The organism is Anaerobacillus sp. ABR4_321, assembly GCF_056158505.1.
Genome location: NZ_JBSWTK010000001.1, coordinates 315788 through 331577, shown reverse-complemented (window position 1 = coordinate 331577; position 15790 = coordinate 315788). Strand labels below are relative to the sequence as shown.

At 41.7% G+C, this 15790-nt stretch carries 15 protein-coding genes; 13 read left to right on the top strand and 2 right to left on the bottom strand.

The window, feature by feature from the left end; genetic code table 11:
• Positions 1-70 precede the first annotated feature (70 nt).
• From ACXADT_RS01810 to ACXADT_RS01780, 7 genes are all read left to right on the top strand, one after another.
• Positions 71-1387 (top strand): ABC transporter substrate-binding protein, encoded by a 1317-nt coding sequence (locus ACXADT_RS01810; protein ID WP_474814426.1) that lies wholly within the window; start codon positions 71-73, stop codon positions 1385-1387.
• A gap of 66 nt (positions 1388-1453) precedes the next feature.
• On the top strand, positions 1454-2353 hold the full coding sequence (locus ACXADT_RS01805; RefSeq protein ID WP_270182700.1) for a carbohydrate ABC transporter permease: 900 nt from the start codon (positions 1454-1456) through the stop codon (positions 2351-2353).
• A gap of 3 nt (positions 2354-2356) precedes the next feature.
• Entirely contained in the window at positions 2357-3268 is a 912-nt protein-coding gene (locus ACXADT_RS01800; protein WP_474833057.1) for a carbohydrate ABC transporter permease, read from the top strand.
• 14 nt (positions 3269-3282) lie between these two features.
• Entirely contained in the window at positions 3283-4629 is a 1347-nt protein-coding gene (locus tag ACXADT_RS01795) for a GH1 family beta-glucosidase (RefSeq protein ID WP_474833055.1), read from the top strand.
• 19 nt (positions 4630-4648) lie between these two features.
• Positions 4649-5989 (top strand): glycoside hydrolase family 30 protein, encoded by a 1341-nt coding sequence (locus ACXADT_RS01790; RefSeq protein WP_474833054.1) that lies wholly within the window; start codon positions 4649-4651, stop codon positions 5987-5989.
• 27 nt (positions 5990-6016) lie between these two features.
• On the top strand, positions 6017-6253 hold the full coding sequence (locus tag ACXADT_RS01785) for a hypothetical protein (RefSeq protein WP_474833052.1): 237 nt from the start codon (positions 6017-6019) through the stop codon (positions 6251-6253).
• Positions 6186-9074 carry a carbohydrate binding domain-containing protein gene (locus ACXADT_RS01780; RefSeq protein WP_474833051.1) on the top strand — a complete coding sequence of 963 codons (2889 nt, stop codon included), beginning with the start codon at positions 6186-6188 and terminating at the stop codon, positions 9072-9074. The genes ACXADT_RS01785 and ACXADT_RS01780 overlap by 68 nt, the downstream gene beginning before the upstream one ends.
• 91 nt (positions 9075-9165) lie before the next feature.
• Here ACXADT_RS01780 and ACXADT_RS01775 read toward each other — a convergent pair whose 3' ends face one another.
• Together ACXADT_RS01775 and ACXADT_RS01770 are read right to left on the bottom strand one after the other, a co-directional pair.
• Positions 9166-9342, bottom strand: a complete 177-nt coding sequence (locus ACXADT_RS01775) for a CsbD family protein (RefSeq protein WP_270182696.1) — start codon at positions 9340-9342, stop codon at positions 9166-9168.
• A gap of 96 nt (positions 9343-9438) precedes the next feature.
• The gene (locus tag ACXADT_RS01770) at positions 9439-10857 is read right to left on the bottom strand and encodes an alanine/glycine:cation symporter family protein (RefSeq protein ID WP_474814417.1); all 1419 of its coding nucleotides are present in this window, start codon (positions 10855-10857) and stop codon (positions 9439-9441) included.
• Positions 10858-11179: 322 nt separating this feature from the next.
• Between ACXADT_RS01770 and ACXADT_RS01765 the strand changes: the two genes are divergently transcribed.
• The 6 genes from ACXADT_RS01765 (at position 11180) to ACXADT_RS01740 (ending at position 15662) form a co-directional block, all read left to right on the top strand.
• Positions 11180-12562, top strand: a complete 1383-nt coding sequence (locus ACXADT_RS01765) for a tetratricopeptide repeat protein (RefSeq protein WP_474833049.1) — start codon at positions 11180-11182, stop codon at positions 12560-12562.
• A 132-nt stretch (positions 12563-12694) separates the two neighbouring features.
• Positions 12695-13456 (top strand): threonine/serine exporter family protein, encoded by a 762-nt coding sequence (locus ACXADT_RS01760; RefSeq protein ID WP_474833048.1) that lies wholly within the window; start codon positions 12695-12697, stop codon positions 13454-13456.
• Between the two features lie 15 nt (positions 13457-13471).
• On the top strand, positions 13472-13921 hold the full coding sequence (locus ACXADT_RS01755) for a threonine/serine exporter family protein (protein WP_270182754.1): 450 nt from the start codon (positions 13472-13474) through the stop codon (positions 13919-13921).
• Between the two features lie 89 nt (positions 13922-14010).
• Positions 14011-14442, top strand: a complete 432-nt coding sequence (locus ACXADT_RS01750; protein WP_270182692.1) for a DoxX family protein — start codon at positions 14011-14013, stop codon at positions 14440-14442.
• 15 nt (positions 14443-14457) lie between these two features.
• The gene (locus tag ACXADT_RS01745) at positions 14458-15099 is read left to right on the top strand and encodes a DsbA family protein (RefSeq protein ID WP_474833046.1); all 642 of its coding nucleotides are present in this window, start codon (positions 14458-14460) and stop codon (positions 15097-15099) included.
• A 116-nt stretch (positions 15100-15215) separates the two neighbouring features.
• Positions 15216-15662: a DUF4385 domain-containing protein gene (locus tag ACXADT_RS01740; RefSeq protein ID WP_474833045.1), complete on the top strand. Its 447-nt coding sequence runs from the start codon at positions 15216-15218 to the stop codon at positions 15660-15662.
• Positions 15663-15790: the final 128 nt, after the last annotated feature.

The following is a 15790-nucleotide window of genomic DNA, read 5'->3' as shown; positions in this document are numbered from 1 at the left end:
TCGAATATTTTTAAACCTATTTCGAAACCGCTTTCGAAAATAATAAACTTAAACCTTAGGGGGAAAAAGCATGAAGAAATTTGTCGGTCTGCTGATGTCACTTGTTCTGGTGCTTGGAGTCATTGCAGGTTGTTCTAATTCAGAGTCTTCGGGTGAAGCGAAAGAAGGAAAGAAGAAAGCTGACTTAAAGGTCTGGTCATTCACAGATGAATTGAAGAAACCAATCACAAAGTTTGAAGAAAAGAATGGGGTTACAGTCGAACTAACAATCGTTCCGATCGCAGATTACCCTACTAAATTAAAGCCAGTACTAGAAAGCGGAGTAGGAGCACCTGACGTTTTCACTGGTGAAATTGCATTCCTGAAGCAATGGGTAAACGCTGGCTACTGGGAAAACCTTTCGGAAGAACCTTATAGTGTAGATGAGCTAGCTGATAACTACGTTCCATATGTATTCGATCTTGGGAAAGACCAGGATGGAAATGTTCGTGCACTATCTTGGCAAACAACGCCAGGTGGACTTTTCTACAAGCGTAGCATCGCAAAAGAAGTGCTAGGAACTGACGACCCAACAGAAGTTGGCGAGATGCTTACTTCAATGGACAAAGTATTCGAAGTTTCTGAGAAGCTGAAAGAAGCTGGCTATCGTATGTTCCCTGATGAAGGTTCGATTCGCTGGTTCTCTCAAGGTGACAACCCTCAGCCATGGGTGAGTGAAGATGGTGAGTTGAAGCTTACAGATCAGAAGATCGAGTTCATGGATTATGCAAAGAAACTTCGCGAAAACAGCTACACTGCTCTTGCACCAGAATGGTCTCCTTCTTGGTTCGAAGCGATGGAGAAGCCAATTAAAGTAAAAGAAAATGGTAAAGAGACTGAAACAGAAGTATTCTCTTACGTTCTTCCAACGTGGGGTCTTCACAGCGTACTTAAGACAAATGTAAAAGAACCAAATGGTGACTGGGCAGTTACGAGTGGTCCTAGCCCTTACTTCTGGGGTGGTACATGGTTAGGTGTTTACAACAAGTCTGAAAACAAAGAACTTGCATATGACTTCGTAAAAATGATGACGCAAGACGATGAGTTCTTAACTGACTGGGCGAAAGAAACGGGTGACGTTCTTTCTTACCTTCCTGTAACGAATGAAATCAAAGATGACTTTAGTGATGAATTCCTTGGAGGACAAAACAACTATCAGTTCTTCCTTGAGCAAGCAAAGAGTATTGAACCAGGTATCGTAACGAAGTATGACCAGCAGCTAGATACGTTTTATGGAAATGCTGTTTCAGAATATGTAGATGGAAAGAAAACAAAAGAACAAGCGATCAAAGAATTTTATCGTAAGGCACAGAATGCCTACCCAGAATTACAAGTACCTAAAAACTAGTAACCATTCATAAGCGGTATAACATCCTTATACCGCTTATCTTAATTTTGAAAGGAGTGCGATGAAATGAAGAACCTAAACCGGTATGGCTATCTCTTCATTGCCCCGTTTTGGATCATCTTTCTCGTTTTTAATATATATCCTGTCGCTCTAACGTTTTACTACAGCTTTACGAATTACAGTGGAAGTGGAGTAGCTGAAGTAGTTGGACTAGCGAATTATCAACGTTTGATCACTGATACCTTTTTCGTTGAGGCATTTTTTAACACCTGGAAGATCTGGGGGATTAACTTCGCACTCCAAATTGCAATCGCGCTCGTTCTTGCAGCGATCTTCTCAGATATGCGTGTAAAAATGAAAGGTCTAGCATTCTTTCGTTCGATCTTTTACTTGCCAAACTTAATTACGGTTAGTTCAGTAGCATTGTTATTTGGAATTCTACTAGATTGGCAGCATGGATCGTTAAACATGGTTCTCATGAACCTCGGACTTATCTCTGAACCGATCAACTGGTTGAACCAGCCAGCGACGGCTCAATTATCCGTATCTCTTATCTTAACGTGGATGTGGTTCGGTCACTCCTTCATCGTTGTGATGGCGGGTGTTTCCGGGATTTCAAACGATTATTACGAAGCTGCACTTATCGATGGAGCGAATCGTGCGCAGACGTTCTTTAAGATTACGCTGCCATTGTTAAAGCCGATCCTTTTATACATCATGATCACATCATTAATCGGTGGTCTTCAGCTCTTTGATTTACCGATGCTGTTAACAGATGGTATTGGTTCTCCAGATGGCTCGTTAAATACGATGGTTCTTTATTTATACAACCAGGCGTTCAAGTATAACAACTATGGATATGCAGCAGCTGTTGCGTATGGACTATTTATTATCACCATTATCTTCTCAGCAATCGTATTTAAATCGATGTACCGAAACGAACGTAAACAAGCGAGGCAGGTGTAAACGATGATAGACAGAACTGAAATCGAAAAAGGTGTCCCTCAGGAGAAATTGCCAGAGAAAACGCTTCTGCCTCATGAAGCGAAAATCAAAAAACGCCGAGCGCTCGTTAAAGGAATTATTTATACGCTCCTGATTTTAATAGCGATTGTCTGTTTCATTCCTTTCTTAATGATGCTTGTGAACGCTACTCGCTCGAACGATGCAATCTTAACAGGCTTCACATTGATCCCAGGTAGTTCACTATTAGAAAACTACAGAACGATGATGGAGTACGTGAATATTTGGAACGGTTTTAAAAACAGTCTAATCATCTCTGTACTTGTAACTGTGCTGACTGGATATTTCTCTGCACTGACTGCATACGGATTTGCTTTCTACGAGTTCAAAGGTAAAAATTTTCTCTTCGTTTTCATGCTGGTCATGATGATGGTGCCTGGTCAGCTAGGACTCATCGGATTCTACGAGCTTAGCAAAACGCTTGGGATTCTGGATACGTTTATTCCACTTATCGTCCCTGCGATCGCGAGTCCATTCGTCGTGTTCTTCTTACGTCAATACATCAAAACAACGCTGCATCCGAGTTTGATCGAAGCAGCTCGAATCGATGGAGCAAGTGAATGGAGAATCTTCCATACGGTAGCGATTCCAATCATGATGCCAGCTGTTGCAACGATGTCGATCTTTACGTTCATCGGATCTTGGAATAACTACATCATGCCGCTCGTTATCTTGTTCTCACCAGAGAAATATACGTTGCCTGTACTGATGGGCTTCTTAAAAGGATCTCAGGTAGCGCAGAATCTTGGTTCTATGTACCTTGGAATTGCGATTTCAGTTGTTCCGATCATGATTGCATTCTTATTCTTATCGAAATACATCATTAATAGCATCTCTGCTGGAGCTGTTAAGGAATAGAGGAGTGAATAGTTATGAAATTTGATAAACACTTTACATTCGGTACGGCAACATCCTCCTATCAGATCGAAGGAGCACACCAAGAAGGGGGAAGAACACCTTCTATCTGGGATATGTTTTGTGATATTCCAGGAAAAGTACATGAAGGTCACAATGGAAACGTAGCGTGTGATCATTACAACCGTTACGAAGAAGATATCAAGATTATTAAAGATCTTGGCGTGGACTCTTATCGATTTTCTATCGCATGGCCGCGAATCTTCCCAGCAAAAGGCGAGTATAACGAAGAGGGAATGGCATTTTATAAGACGCTAGCAAAGCGTTTGCGAGAAGAAGGGATTAAGCCAGCTGTCACGCTTTACCATTGGGACCTCCCAATGTGGGCCCACGAAGAAGGCGGATGGGTGAATCGAGATTCTGTACAGTGGTTTCTTGATTACGCTGAAGTCTGCTTCCGTGAACTCGATGAGTTAGTTGATTCATGGATTACTCATAACGAGCCATGGTGTGCAGGATTCCTTGGCTATCACCTTGGCGTTCATGCCCCTGGACACAGAAATCTTGATGAAGCGGTTCGAGCTGTTCATCATATGCTTCTGTCTCATGGGGAAGCTGTCGATATGCTGAAACAACGTTTTGGTTCAAAAACGTCGATCGGAATCACGTTGAACCTCTCACCTGTCTACCCGAAAACAGACTCTGTGAATGATCGCCTTGCTGCGAACAATTCGGATGGATATTCTAACCGTTGGTTCCTTGATCCTGTATTTAAGGGCAGTTATCCGGCAGATATGATGAATCTCTTTTCTAAGTATGTTCATTCATACGATTTCATTAAAGATGGAGATATGGAGAAGATCTCTACTCCTTGCGATTTCTTCGGAATCAACTACTATAGTCGAGGACTCGTAGAATTTAACGCCGCAAACGATTTTCTAACAGCAGGCGCACACTCTGATTATGAAAAAACAGGAATGGGCTGGGACATTGCACCTGAAGAGTTTAAAGATCTTATTAGAAGATTGCGCAGTGAGTATACGAATCTACCGATCTATATAACTGAAAACGGGGCTGCGTACGATGATAAACTCGAGAACGGCCGTGTTCACGATCAGAAGCGAATCGATTATGTGAATAAGCATCTTCAAGCAGTGTCTGATTTGAATGAAGAGGGCATGAACATTCAAGGCTACTTCTTATGGTCATTGCTCGATAACTTCGAGTGGAGCTTCGGATATGATAAGCGATTCGGAATCATTTATGTAGATTACAAGACGCAACAAAGAATCTGGAAGGACAGTGCACTTTGGTACGCAGAAATCGTTAAGAACAGAGGAACTGTCCTACCTTTGAACGCTTAAAAGAAAGGAGTAGATCGGTGTGAAGACAAAGACGATAACGCATGTTCAAACGGCAAGAGATACAGGAGATCGACTGCAGGAAAAGGAACCCGTTTCCTTTTCCTCAGCAGTCTCACCAAGTGCTGTCGACATTTCAATCAATCCAGATAAAACGTTTCAAACGATAGTAGGTTTTGGCGGTGCTTTTACAGAAGCAGCCGCTTATTCTCTTTCTTTGATCAGTAAAGAAAAGAGACAAGAAATCCTTCACAACTATTTTGATCCCGAAGAGGGTCTTGGCTATCGACTTGGTCGAACTCATATCAATAGCTGTGACTTTTCCTTAGAAAATTATACGTATGTAGAAGAGGGAGATACATCGCTCGAAAGCTTTTCGATCGATAGAGAAAAAGAGCTCGTCATTCCACTCATTAAAGATGCAGCAAAAATCGCGGGTGAAAATATAACGATTGTTTCCTCTCCATGGAGCCCTCCGCACTGGATGAAGAGTAACAAAGAAATGAATCACGGTGGGTCACTTCTCAAAGAATATATGCCTGTTTGGGCTGAGTATTATGTGAAGTACATAGAGGCGATGGAAGATGAGGGGATTCCGATATGGGGAATCACAATCCAAAATGAGCCTGAAGCGAAGCAGGTTTGGGATTCATGTCTCTACACAGCTGAAGATGAGCGCGATTTTATTAAAGATCATCTTGGACCAACGTTAGAAAAGCATGGAAAAAGTGACCTCAAGGTCATTATCTGGGATCACAATCGTGATGTCGTTTATGAAAGAGCAAAGACGGTTCTTTCTGATCAGGAAGCAGCGAAGTACGTCTGGGGAACAGGTCTTCATTGGTACGTGTCTGAGGAGTTTGAGAACCTTTCAAAGGTACACCATGCGTTTCCTAATAAGCACCTTATTTTCACAGAAGGGTGTATCGAAGGCGGCGTCCAGCTAGGAGCTTGGCATACTGGCGAGCGCTATGCCCGTAATATTATGGGAGACATCAATAATTACCTAGAAGCATGGATCGATTGGAACATCGTTCTGAATGAAGAAGGTGGACCAAATCATGTCGGGAACTACTGTGATGCTCCTGTCATCGTGGATACGAAGAAAGATGAAGTTCACTATAATAGCTCGTTTTACTACATCGGGCACTTTAGCAAATATGTAAAGCCTGGAGCAGTGAGAATTGATCATACAAAATCAAGTAATCTTATCCAGTCGTCAACCTTCCGCAATCCATCCGGTGAAATTGTAGTAGTCATGATGAATCAGGGTGACGAGTCAGTAGCTGTAAACATTGACTTAAATAGTGAGAAGTTTAGTGTGGAAATGCCGCGTCATTCTATCTCTACATTCTTAATTTAGAACAATATGAGGAGGAACACGTTCAATATGCGAAATGTATTGTCTGTCATGCTTGCTGGCGTTCTGATTCTAAGTCCAACTGTTCCAACTGCTGCAACCAGCCTAGATAAAGGAAATGGTGAAAAAAGTGAGATGACTGTTAATGCCCCTTTTAAACCAGTTGCAACAAAAGGAAAGATTCCATGGTACAACAAGAGTGAAAGCGCAAGTTGGGGAAGACTTGCATCTTGCGGTGAAGGTATCTCATCAACCGATTCAAGCTGAAGCAGGACAAGCTGTTCCGAAGGACCGTACTGTAACGAACCCTTATCAGTCGGGCGACGATATTTCTGGAGTGGATGCAGAAATTAACAAGTATGTGATGGTGTATGTTCTAAACGAAAATGAAGAAATTGTAGACTATAAACAGGTGAAGCTAAAGAAAAATCAGATTCAAAAAGAAGAGTGGAACATCGTTTGGGAAGATGAGTTTAATGGTGATTCGATCGACCGAACGAAGTGGAATTTCATTGAAGGTGCTGGAGGGTACGGCAATAATGAGCTGCAGAACTATACAGATCGCGAGGAAAATGCTCGAGTAGAAGATGGCTCGCTTGTTATTGAAGCGCATAAAGAAAAGTATGAAGGAAGCGACTATACGTCTGCAAAGTTGACCACACAGAATAAAGGTGACTGGACGTACGGTCGTTATGAGATTCGTGCAAAGCTTCCAAAAGGACAGGGGTTGTGGCCGGCTATCTGGATGATGCCTACAGATTATGATCTTTATTCGGGGTGGCCTGCAACAGGAGAAATCGATATTATGGAGCTTTTAGGTCATGATCCGAATACGATCTATGGAACGCTTCACTACGGAAAGCCATGGAAGAATACTGGTGAAGAATTTGAACTTCCAGCCGGTGATTTTTCAGAAGACTACCATACCTTTACCGTTGATTGGGAGCCCGGAGAATTTCGATGGTATGTAGATGGTATTCTTTATGCAAAGCAGAACGACTGGTTTACAAAGAGTGAGAATGAAGCTGCGGCATACACGTACCCTGCTCCGTTTGATCGAGACTTTTTCTTACAGCTTAATTTAGCTGTTGGGGGCAACTGGCCAGGTTACCCAGATGCTACTACTTCTTTTCCAAATCAGATGCTAGTCGATTACGTAAAAGTATATGAGCTGGACGGTGAATATCGTGAAGCAGGGCCGCGTCCAGTTACGGAAGAGAACGCAGGTGATTTACGACCAGCTGTTGATGGCGACTATGTATATAACGGGGATTTCAATGCTGATCTTGAATACTGGGATTTTCAGCCGTTTGACCCGGGAGCTGGTTTTGCAGGAGAAGGATCAGCCACTGTGGATAACGGTGAAGTGAAGGTTGAAATCTCACAACCTGGTTCTGAGACATATGGAATTCAACTTGTGCAATCGAATCTTCCAATTGAAAAGGGAGAACGCTACAAACTAACATTTAACGCGCGTTCTACTGAAAATCGTAATATGGTAGTTAACGTTTCTAGTCCAGAAAGAAGTTTTACAAGGTATCTAGCAGACAAAACGATTGCACTTACTTCAGAGTCAGAGGCGTTCACGTTTGAATTTGACATGGAAGATTCAACGGATCCAAATGCTCGCATCGAATTCAATATGGGACAAAGCTCAGACTTACCTGTTTGGATCGATAACGTCAGCTTAACGAAGCTACCGAAAGATCTTAATGCATCAAAGAAAGTTCTTCCTGACGGTAATTACATTTATAACGGTACGTTCGATCAAGGAGAGGACCGTATGGTGTACTGGAATCTTGATTTAGATAAGAAGGTAAAGGCCCATACTTCAGTCGATTCAGCTGTCTATCATAGAGAAATGAAAGTTGATGTTAAAAAATCTACTAATCTAGATGATGTACGTCTTACTCAGGATAAGCTGAACCTAGAACAAGGGACTTATGTCCTCACCTTCGATGCAAAAGCGGATGAAGCAAGGTCGATCGGTGTTCGAGTCAGAAGCGAAGATCTTAATACAGATTTAGCTCGTGAAGATGATATCAACGTAACTGGCGAAATGAAATCGTACCAACGAACGCTTCAGTTGGCTGACTCTGATCCTAAAAGTACGTTTGAATTCTTACTTGGCGGTGAACGTTCTGCGGTAACAATCGATAATGTTGAAATAAAGCGTATTTCAGCACCTGTAACGATTGATGGAGCAACAAGGCTAGAAGCAGAAACTTTCCAAGCGATGTCTGGCGTCCAAGTTGGCGAGGACGGCGGCAGCGTTGGGTGGATCGATGAAGGCGATTGGATGCAATATGCCGTAGATGTTAAGGAAGCAGGCGACTATACAGTACGTTATCATGTTGCGACTGATCGAGATAATGGAAGTGTCACATTACTAAGTAAAGCAGGCAACGTTTATAACGGTACACGTGGGATGGGTGAAATTACCCCTGAAAACGCTGATGTTAAAACATCGATTAATGTGGCTCGAACAGGCGGATGGGGTGCATTCAAAACTGTAACCGATACGATTTATTTACATGAAGGTATCCAAACGCTACAGATAAATGCTCCTAATGTGAATGTGGATTGGTTTTCGTTTGCAACTGAATCTTCTACAGATGAGATTGTAGCGAACGGTGATTTTGAACAAGGTGAGGAATACTGGGGAACATGGTGGGGAGACCAATGGAGCGGCGTTGCTGAAGGAGACGCTTCGGTTGTTAACGGCCAACTGGAAGTGCTGATCTCAAAAACAGGTGCACAATCCTATAGCCCACAGGTATACCAGGAGAATTTAGTACTAGAAAAAGGGAAGACGTATCGATTATCCTTTGATGCTGAATCTTCAATAGCAAGAGATATTAAGCTCGTAATCGGTGAGCCTTTAAGTAGCGACCCTTGGTTTAACACTTTTACAGAGCCTAAACTAATCTCCATTACAGAAGAAATGGGAACTCATACGTTGGAGTTTGTCATGAATCAAGATACAAATGTGAACGGAAAACTCGTATTTGAACTTGGTATGGTAAATGGTGAATCAGTACCTGCAACAATCACACTGGATAACGTAAAAATCGAAGAAGTGAAATAGTGCCTGTCACCACCCGCTTTAGCTAGATTATTGTCGAAATAAAACACCCTCTCGAATGAGAATCGAGAGGGTGTTTTATACTGTGAAACGATTAATGGTCTTTCACTTCACCTTTACGTTCCTGGTATTCACCTTTTGATTTATCTCTTTTACCTTCTTCTTGCATCTTAGGGTCGTTTTTTGCATTTCCTACTTGATCTTTTAGCTCACCTTTTGTTTTAGAAACGGCACCTTTTACTTTGTCACTTAAGCCTTTGTTATTGCTCATCTTGTAGCACGCTCCTTTCAAAGTTAACTCATAATCAAAAATACCCTCTAAAGGGATTGGCCAAACTGCCAAATTCCTCAGAGGGTATAGTGTGTATTAGTTAGATTTATCTTGAACTGGTTTATCTGTCCAAATGTCAGATTCTAACCCTTTGATCGTATCTTTGTAGAACTGAGGGTCCAAACCAGCTTTTCGCTGTTCTCGATAATCCTGCAGGGCAGTGAATGCGATCTTACCAATAATCGCGATGACGATTAAGTTAAGAAGTGCCATGAGTCCCATAGATAAATCGGCCATGCTCCAAACGATTCCGAATCCGGCATTCGCTCCGAACATTACCATGCCGAGAACGGCAAGACGATAAATAAATTTCGCTGTTGGACTAGATTTGATGAATTCGATGTTCGTTTCACCATAATAGTAGTTCCCGATGATCGAACTAAAGGCAAATAATAGAACGGCGATGGCTACAAAGATACCTGCTCCGCTGCCAAGATGTTGATTCATTGCTTCCTGTGTTAGCTGAACACCGTCGAGTTTAGAATCGACATACCCGTCAGACATCAAAATCATAAAAGCAGTAGCTGTAGCGATTAAAAGTGTATCGACGAACACGCCTAACGCTTGAATTAGACCTTGTTTAACAGGGTGTGAGACATCTGCAGTTGCGGCAGCGTTCGGCGCACTACCCATACCTGCTTCGTTTGAGAAGAGTCCACGTTTGATCCCGAGCATCATGGCAGCACCAACGCCACCACCAGTCACTTCCTTAAGACCAAAAGCATGCTGGAAAATAAGTGCGAACATGTCAGGAACCTGTGCGAAGTTCACGATCAATACGTAAAGCGCAACGATAACATAAATACCTGCCATGATCGGAACGATGATTTGAGAAACTACAGCGATTCGACGAACGCCACCAAAGATAATGATTGCAGTTGCTACTGTAAGAATTGCACCTAGAACCCAACGGTTAACGTCAAAGGAATTCTCAAAAGCAAGGGCAATCGTGTTTGACTGTACGGAGTTAAATACGAGACCGAAACTAAACGTGATGAGCACTGCGAAGATAATGCCAAGCCATCTCGCTTTAAGCGCACGCTGCATGTAGTAAGCAGGACCACCTCGGAAGTCGTCTCCGTCACGTACTTTGTAAATCTGAGCAAGCGTACTTTCAACAAATCCACTTGCAGCACCTAGTAATGCGATGAGCCACATCCAGAATACTGCCCCTGGGCCACCGATGCTGACAGCTGATGCAACACCTGCAAGGTTACCAGTACCAACACGAGAAGCGGTACTGATGAAGAACGCTTGCAAACTGGAAACGGATTTCTTTCTTCCTTTCATCGTGTCCTTTTCTGCAAGAACATGGAACATTTCACCGAAAAGACGGAACTGTACGAATCGTGAGCGAATCGTGAAATACAATCCTACACCAATTAGGACAAAGATCAAGATATTTGACCAGACGAGGTCGTTCCCGGCGGATACAATAGTCTCCAATATATCCATATGTATTTCCTCCTATTTATTAGATTTTGAGAAGAGTATGATATATTACCCATCTTCCCATTATGAAGTAAAAAATAACTCACTTACTGGAAATTTTTATAAAAATTTAATTTTTCAGATAGTTCGGCTTGACTTTTCTGAAACGCAAAGTCTTATTATACATGCTGAACAGAAAATATTCTAGAAATCATGTCAGAAAACCTGACATTGAAACTTTATCCAATTAAAGGAACAGGAAGCGTTCTTCGCGTTCTTTTCTCCGTCACGATTGAGTGGTAGAATAAAGGTAGGAATAAAATCAGCTCTGCCCGGAGGGATTTGAATGATCGAGCAAAAACAAAGCGTCACACTCATCTCGAATCAGAAGCCTGTCCAACTACGCATCGAACGTTTGGCGATTCATCATCGGATGAAAATTCTAGAAGCAGTGAAGTCGAACGGTAGTAAGTTTTATCTGTTCTTTTATAAAGATGATTTTATCACTGGTAAAAGTATAGAAGTGAAACCTGGATCCCTCATAGAGAAAGCCTTTCAACAGGGTATCGTTCTCAACGCACCCCATCCGTTGATCACAAAATTCTTAGACCCTCAAACCATTGTATTAAAATCCACCAAGCATGTCTTACAATCCATTCAACGAAAATACTCTCCTCAAGAAGTCGTACTCATCTTTTCTTATTTCGAATCCTTTCTTCAAAAAGAAAAAATCATTCATCTACAGAAGAAGTACTTTTATGAATATAGAAGGAACGGCCAGCTTCGTCTTGCATTCAAAATACTTATGATTGCGCTTTATGCGGACTCCACATCAAAGTGGGCTCAGGATCTATCCAACCAGTTAGACTTTCAAAAAGTGAAGTCTATGTACGAGTGGGGTGGCCAAGAGCTTCAAGCAGCCGATTCGTTATACGCTGAGATGGCTACGTATGAAGACCTCGTTTCGGGCACGCCATACCTTGCGTCCCTATATAAACGCGATGGTCGACGGATTGAGCACACTGCTCTCAGCTTACATCATTACCTCGTATCTCCACACGATGAAAATGAGAAAAAACTTCCCTCTTTAGATATCCCTCTCACTAACCATGAACGAGCACTCCTGCTATGGAATATGTATTCCGAAGCACCACATATACCTGCCCTTCGTAAACAGGTTTTTCAATCGCTTATTGATTTAAATAAGAACACTGAAGCAATAAACCTATTACTTTCTAGACAAGATGAAATATCAGAACGAGAGTGTGAACAGTTGTTAAAAGTGTTTGAATCTCCACAGACACATCTAGATGAAATTGAGCTTCCGCTTCTACAGAACTGTTTGTGCATAGAAGAAAATCGTCGACACCTTCCTCTGCTCCTTCAGACGCTTGTACCTAAACTCTTAGAGAGGTATGAGATCGATTTTGTCTTCGAATGGCTCAAGCCGCTTTATGAAGATAATATAGAGTTACCTATCTTAACGACGATTCAGACGATGGCAGAGATTCACGATGATCCTGACAAACAATTTCAGTTAGGGAAGCTTTATCATAAATTAAGACAGTACAATGAAGCGATAAAGTGTTTTGACTGGGAGATGGAGATGCATCCAACTGATCCAACACCAGTTCAGTGGTTAACGAAAGTGTACAGAGAAATGGGTAAGATTGAAGAGTCTGATGCATATATGTCGATTTATACGCAAATGCAGAGGGTATCGAATTAAAGCGCAGGTAACTCCTGCGCTTGTTTTTTGTTTTCGATAAAATAACGACGATGGTCATTTGATAAAGAATAACCTGTTCATATAAACTAATGGTAATATAAAGGTGATTTTATTACTTGTCAGGAGAAATTCATGGAAAAACAACTTACATATACCTACGATGTCATTCAAGTATGTCTACTTGCAGGCAAGGTTATGCTTCAAAACGGTGGTGAAACTTACCGAGTCGAGGATACGATGAGAAGAATAGCGGAAGCTTATGGCGCGGCAAATTCCAATAGTTACGTTACACCAACGGGAATCTTTTTCTCTGTAGAGGGACCAGAGCCATCAAAAACACAGCTGATTCGAATCATTGAACGAACAACAGATCTTCATAAAGTGACTAAGGTGAATAGCATCTCTAGAAAAATTAGTGCCGGGGAATTAACGATACAAGAAGCGTATCTAGAGCTTGAAAGACTAGATAATCAGTCAGAACGTTATACCTTTCCAACGCAACTCGTTGCAGCCGCTATAGCGAGTGGGTGCTTTCTCATTATGTTTCAAGGAAGTTGGGATGATTTTTTCCCCGCGGTATTAGCAGGTGGAGGAGGCTACTTTAGTGTGACGTGGTTTAATCGACTTGTCCCGATCAAGTTTTTCTCAGAGTTCCTTGCATCGTTTGTTATTGGGCTGCTTGCTGTTTTGTTTGTTTATACAGGACTTGGTACCGAGCTTGATAAAATCATTATTGGATCTGTGATGCCGCTTGTACCAGGGCTGTTGATCACAAACGCTGTAAGGGACCTTATGGCGGGACACCTGATATCAGGTCTCTCAAAAGGAGCAGAAGCCTTTTTAACTGCTTTTGCAATCGGAGCTGGAATCGCAGTTGTCGTGTCGTTTTTATAGGAGGGAAGAAAGTTGATGACGTTCCTTGCACAGCTTATTACGAGTTTTATCGCAAGCACCGGATTCGGTGTGATTTTTAACGCCCCAAAACCTTCTTTGTTAAAAGGTGGATTTGTTGGTATGTGTGGTTGGCTCATCTATTTCTTTATGGAGAAGTCTGGTATCGATGCCGTGATCGCTACTGTAACAGCTTCATTTTTCATAGCAGTTATGAGTCAAGTATTTGCAAAGGTATATCGAACACCTGTGATTATCTTTAGTGTTGCAGGAATCATCCCTCTCGTTCCAGGAGGGCTCGCTTATGATGCGATGAGAAACTTTGTGCAGAATGATTATAATACGGCAATCAATTTGGCAGCGAAGGCATTTATGATTTCTGGATCGATCGCAGTCGGACTCGTTTTCTCTGAAGTTATCAATCAAATTATTCGAAATGCCACCATGATCCGCCAGGAAAAGAAGTGAAATAGCTTTGCAATAAGTAATCTTGCTATGATACCTTTGATATAACTAGTTATGTCGAACGATGTCAAAATATATCTTGGGGAGGAACGATGATGAAGACCTACCCCCATATAGGGTTAGTAATGATTCGACTTGCTCTTGGAATCCTTTTTTTCTCACATGGGTTCTTTAAGTTTTCGGACGGAATTGAAAATACTGTAGCATTCTTTGAAACGATTGGGTTATCAGGGTTTCTCGCTTATGTAGTAGGAATCATTGAGTTAGCTGGTGGTGTACTGATGATACTTGGCCTCGGAACACGTATCGTGAGTGTGCTATTCGCTATCATTCTTATCGGCGCGTTACTCACGGTAAAGCGTTCAACAGGAATGTTGGGTGGTTATGAATTGGACCTTGCTCTATTAGCTATGTCGATCTCGTTAATGTTAGGAGGCGGAGGTCCGTTCAGCCTATGGAACTTCTTGAAAAAGAAAGGCTGGACTTTTGAAATGACAGATCAAAAGGTAGAAACAAGAGACTAACAGGAGAGTGGCAAGATGAGGTGGTCAATACGGAGACCAATAATGTGGGTTTTAGGACTTGCTATTATTGGTCTCATTGCTTTTATCCTTTCAAACGGGGCGTCTGAGGCTGGAAGCTTTGATCGTGATCAACAGCCTAGTCTTGGTAAAGCTTCAGCCCCAGTTGAAATCGTTGAATTCGGGGATTACAACTGTTCGTCATGTAAAAAGTTCAATGATAATTTATTCTTACAAATGCAAGAAGAGCTGATCGCCACGGGTAAAGTGAAGTTCTACTATGTTCATCATCCTGTTATCCAAGAAGATTCTAAACGAGCGGCGAGGTTTGCTGAAGCTGTTTATCAAGTCCTTGGCAATGACGTATTCTGGCAGTTTCACCATGTCGTGTTCGATAACCTCCAGGATAAGGGTGAAGAACAGCGTTACACTGATGCGTATTTAAAGCAAACCCTTAACGGATTAGTAAGCGAAGAAAAGACAGAAGAAGTAATGAAGGCATACAATGACGGTACTGGAAGTAACGCAATTGATGATGACATCAGTTATGCAAAAGAGATGAATGTCTCAGATACACCAGTTTTGTATGTCGATGGTAAACCATTTGAAGGTGAAAGCCTTGCTGAACTAAAAAAGATGGTCGAACAAGCCACGCATTAAACGATGGGCACCTAAACGGGTGTCCTTTTTTTGTTCAATCAAACGTTTGTTTAAGAGTAAAACTCGTTATCTTTTATCAAATTGGGGAAAGAGTAATGAAAGAGGAGGGCGTCGAGATGAGCTTTAATTATGATGTGGATTTTAAGAAGGTAGATTTTCGTGAGAACCCAGAAAAGTATCGAGTAGGTCGTGGAGAACAGGGAGTTTTGCTGGTAGAGCCTTACAAAAGTGAAATTTTGCCTCATTGGAGATTTAAAACGCCAGAAATCGCAAAAGAATCTTCGGAGAAAATCTATCAAATGTTTCAACAATATAAGAAAGAAAATGATTTTGTTGGGATGGATATGGCGAGAAAGTTTATACAGATGGGATACACGAGATCTAGAAGATATGCAAATTATAAAGGTGGGAAGAAATATGATTCTGATGGTAATGTGAATGAAAGAAACATAGATGAAGAGAAGGCTGAGTCGGCACGTATCTTTGAAGAGAAGTGGAAAATTGTAAGAACAGATGAAGAGTACTTAGAGAAGAAGAAGGAGCACCAAAACAAGTATAGGTAAAAGGGCGGGGATGTTTAGTAAAAGTGAACTAATTGTGAAATGTTGAGCATAATCATTGCCAACGTATAAGTCCTGTCGTATACTATGGTTAAGGTTAATGTGAAACATTTCACATAACTGATAACTAA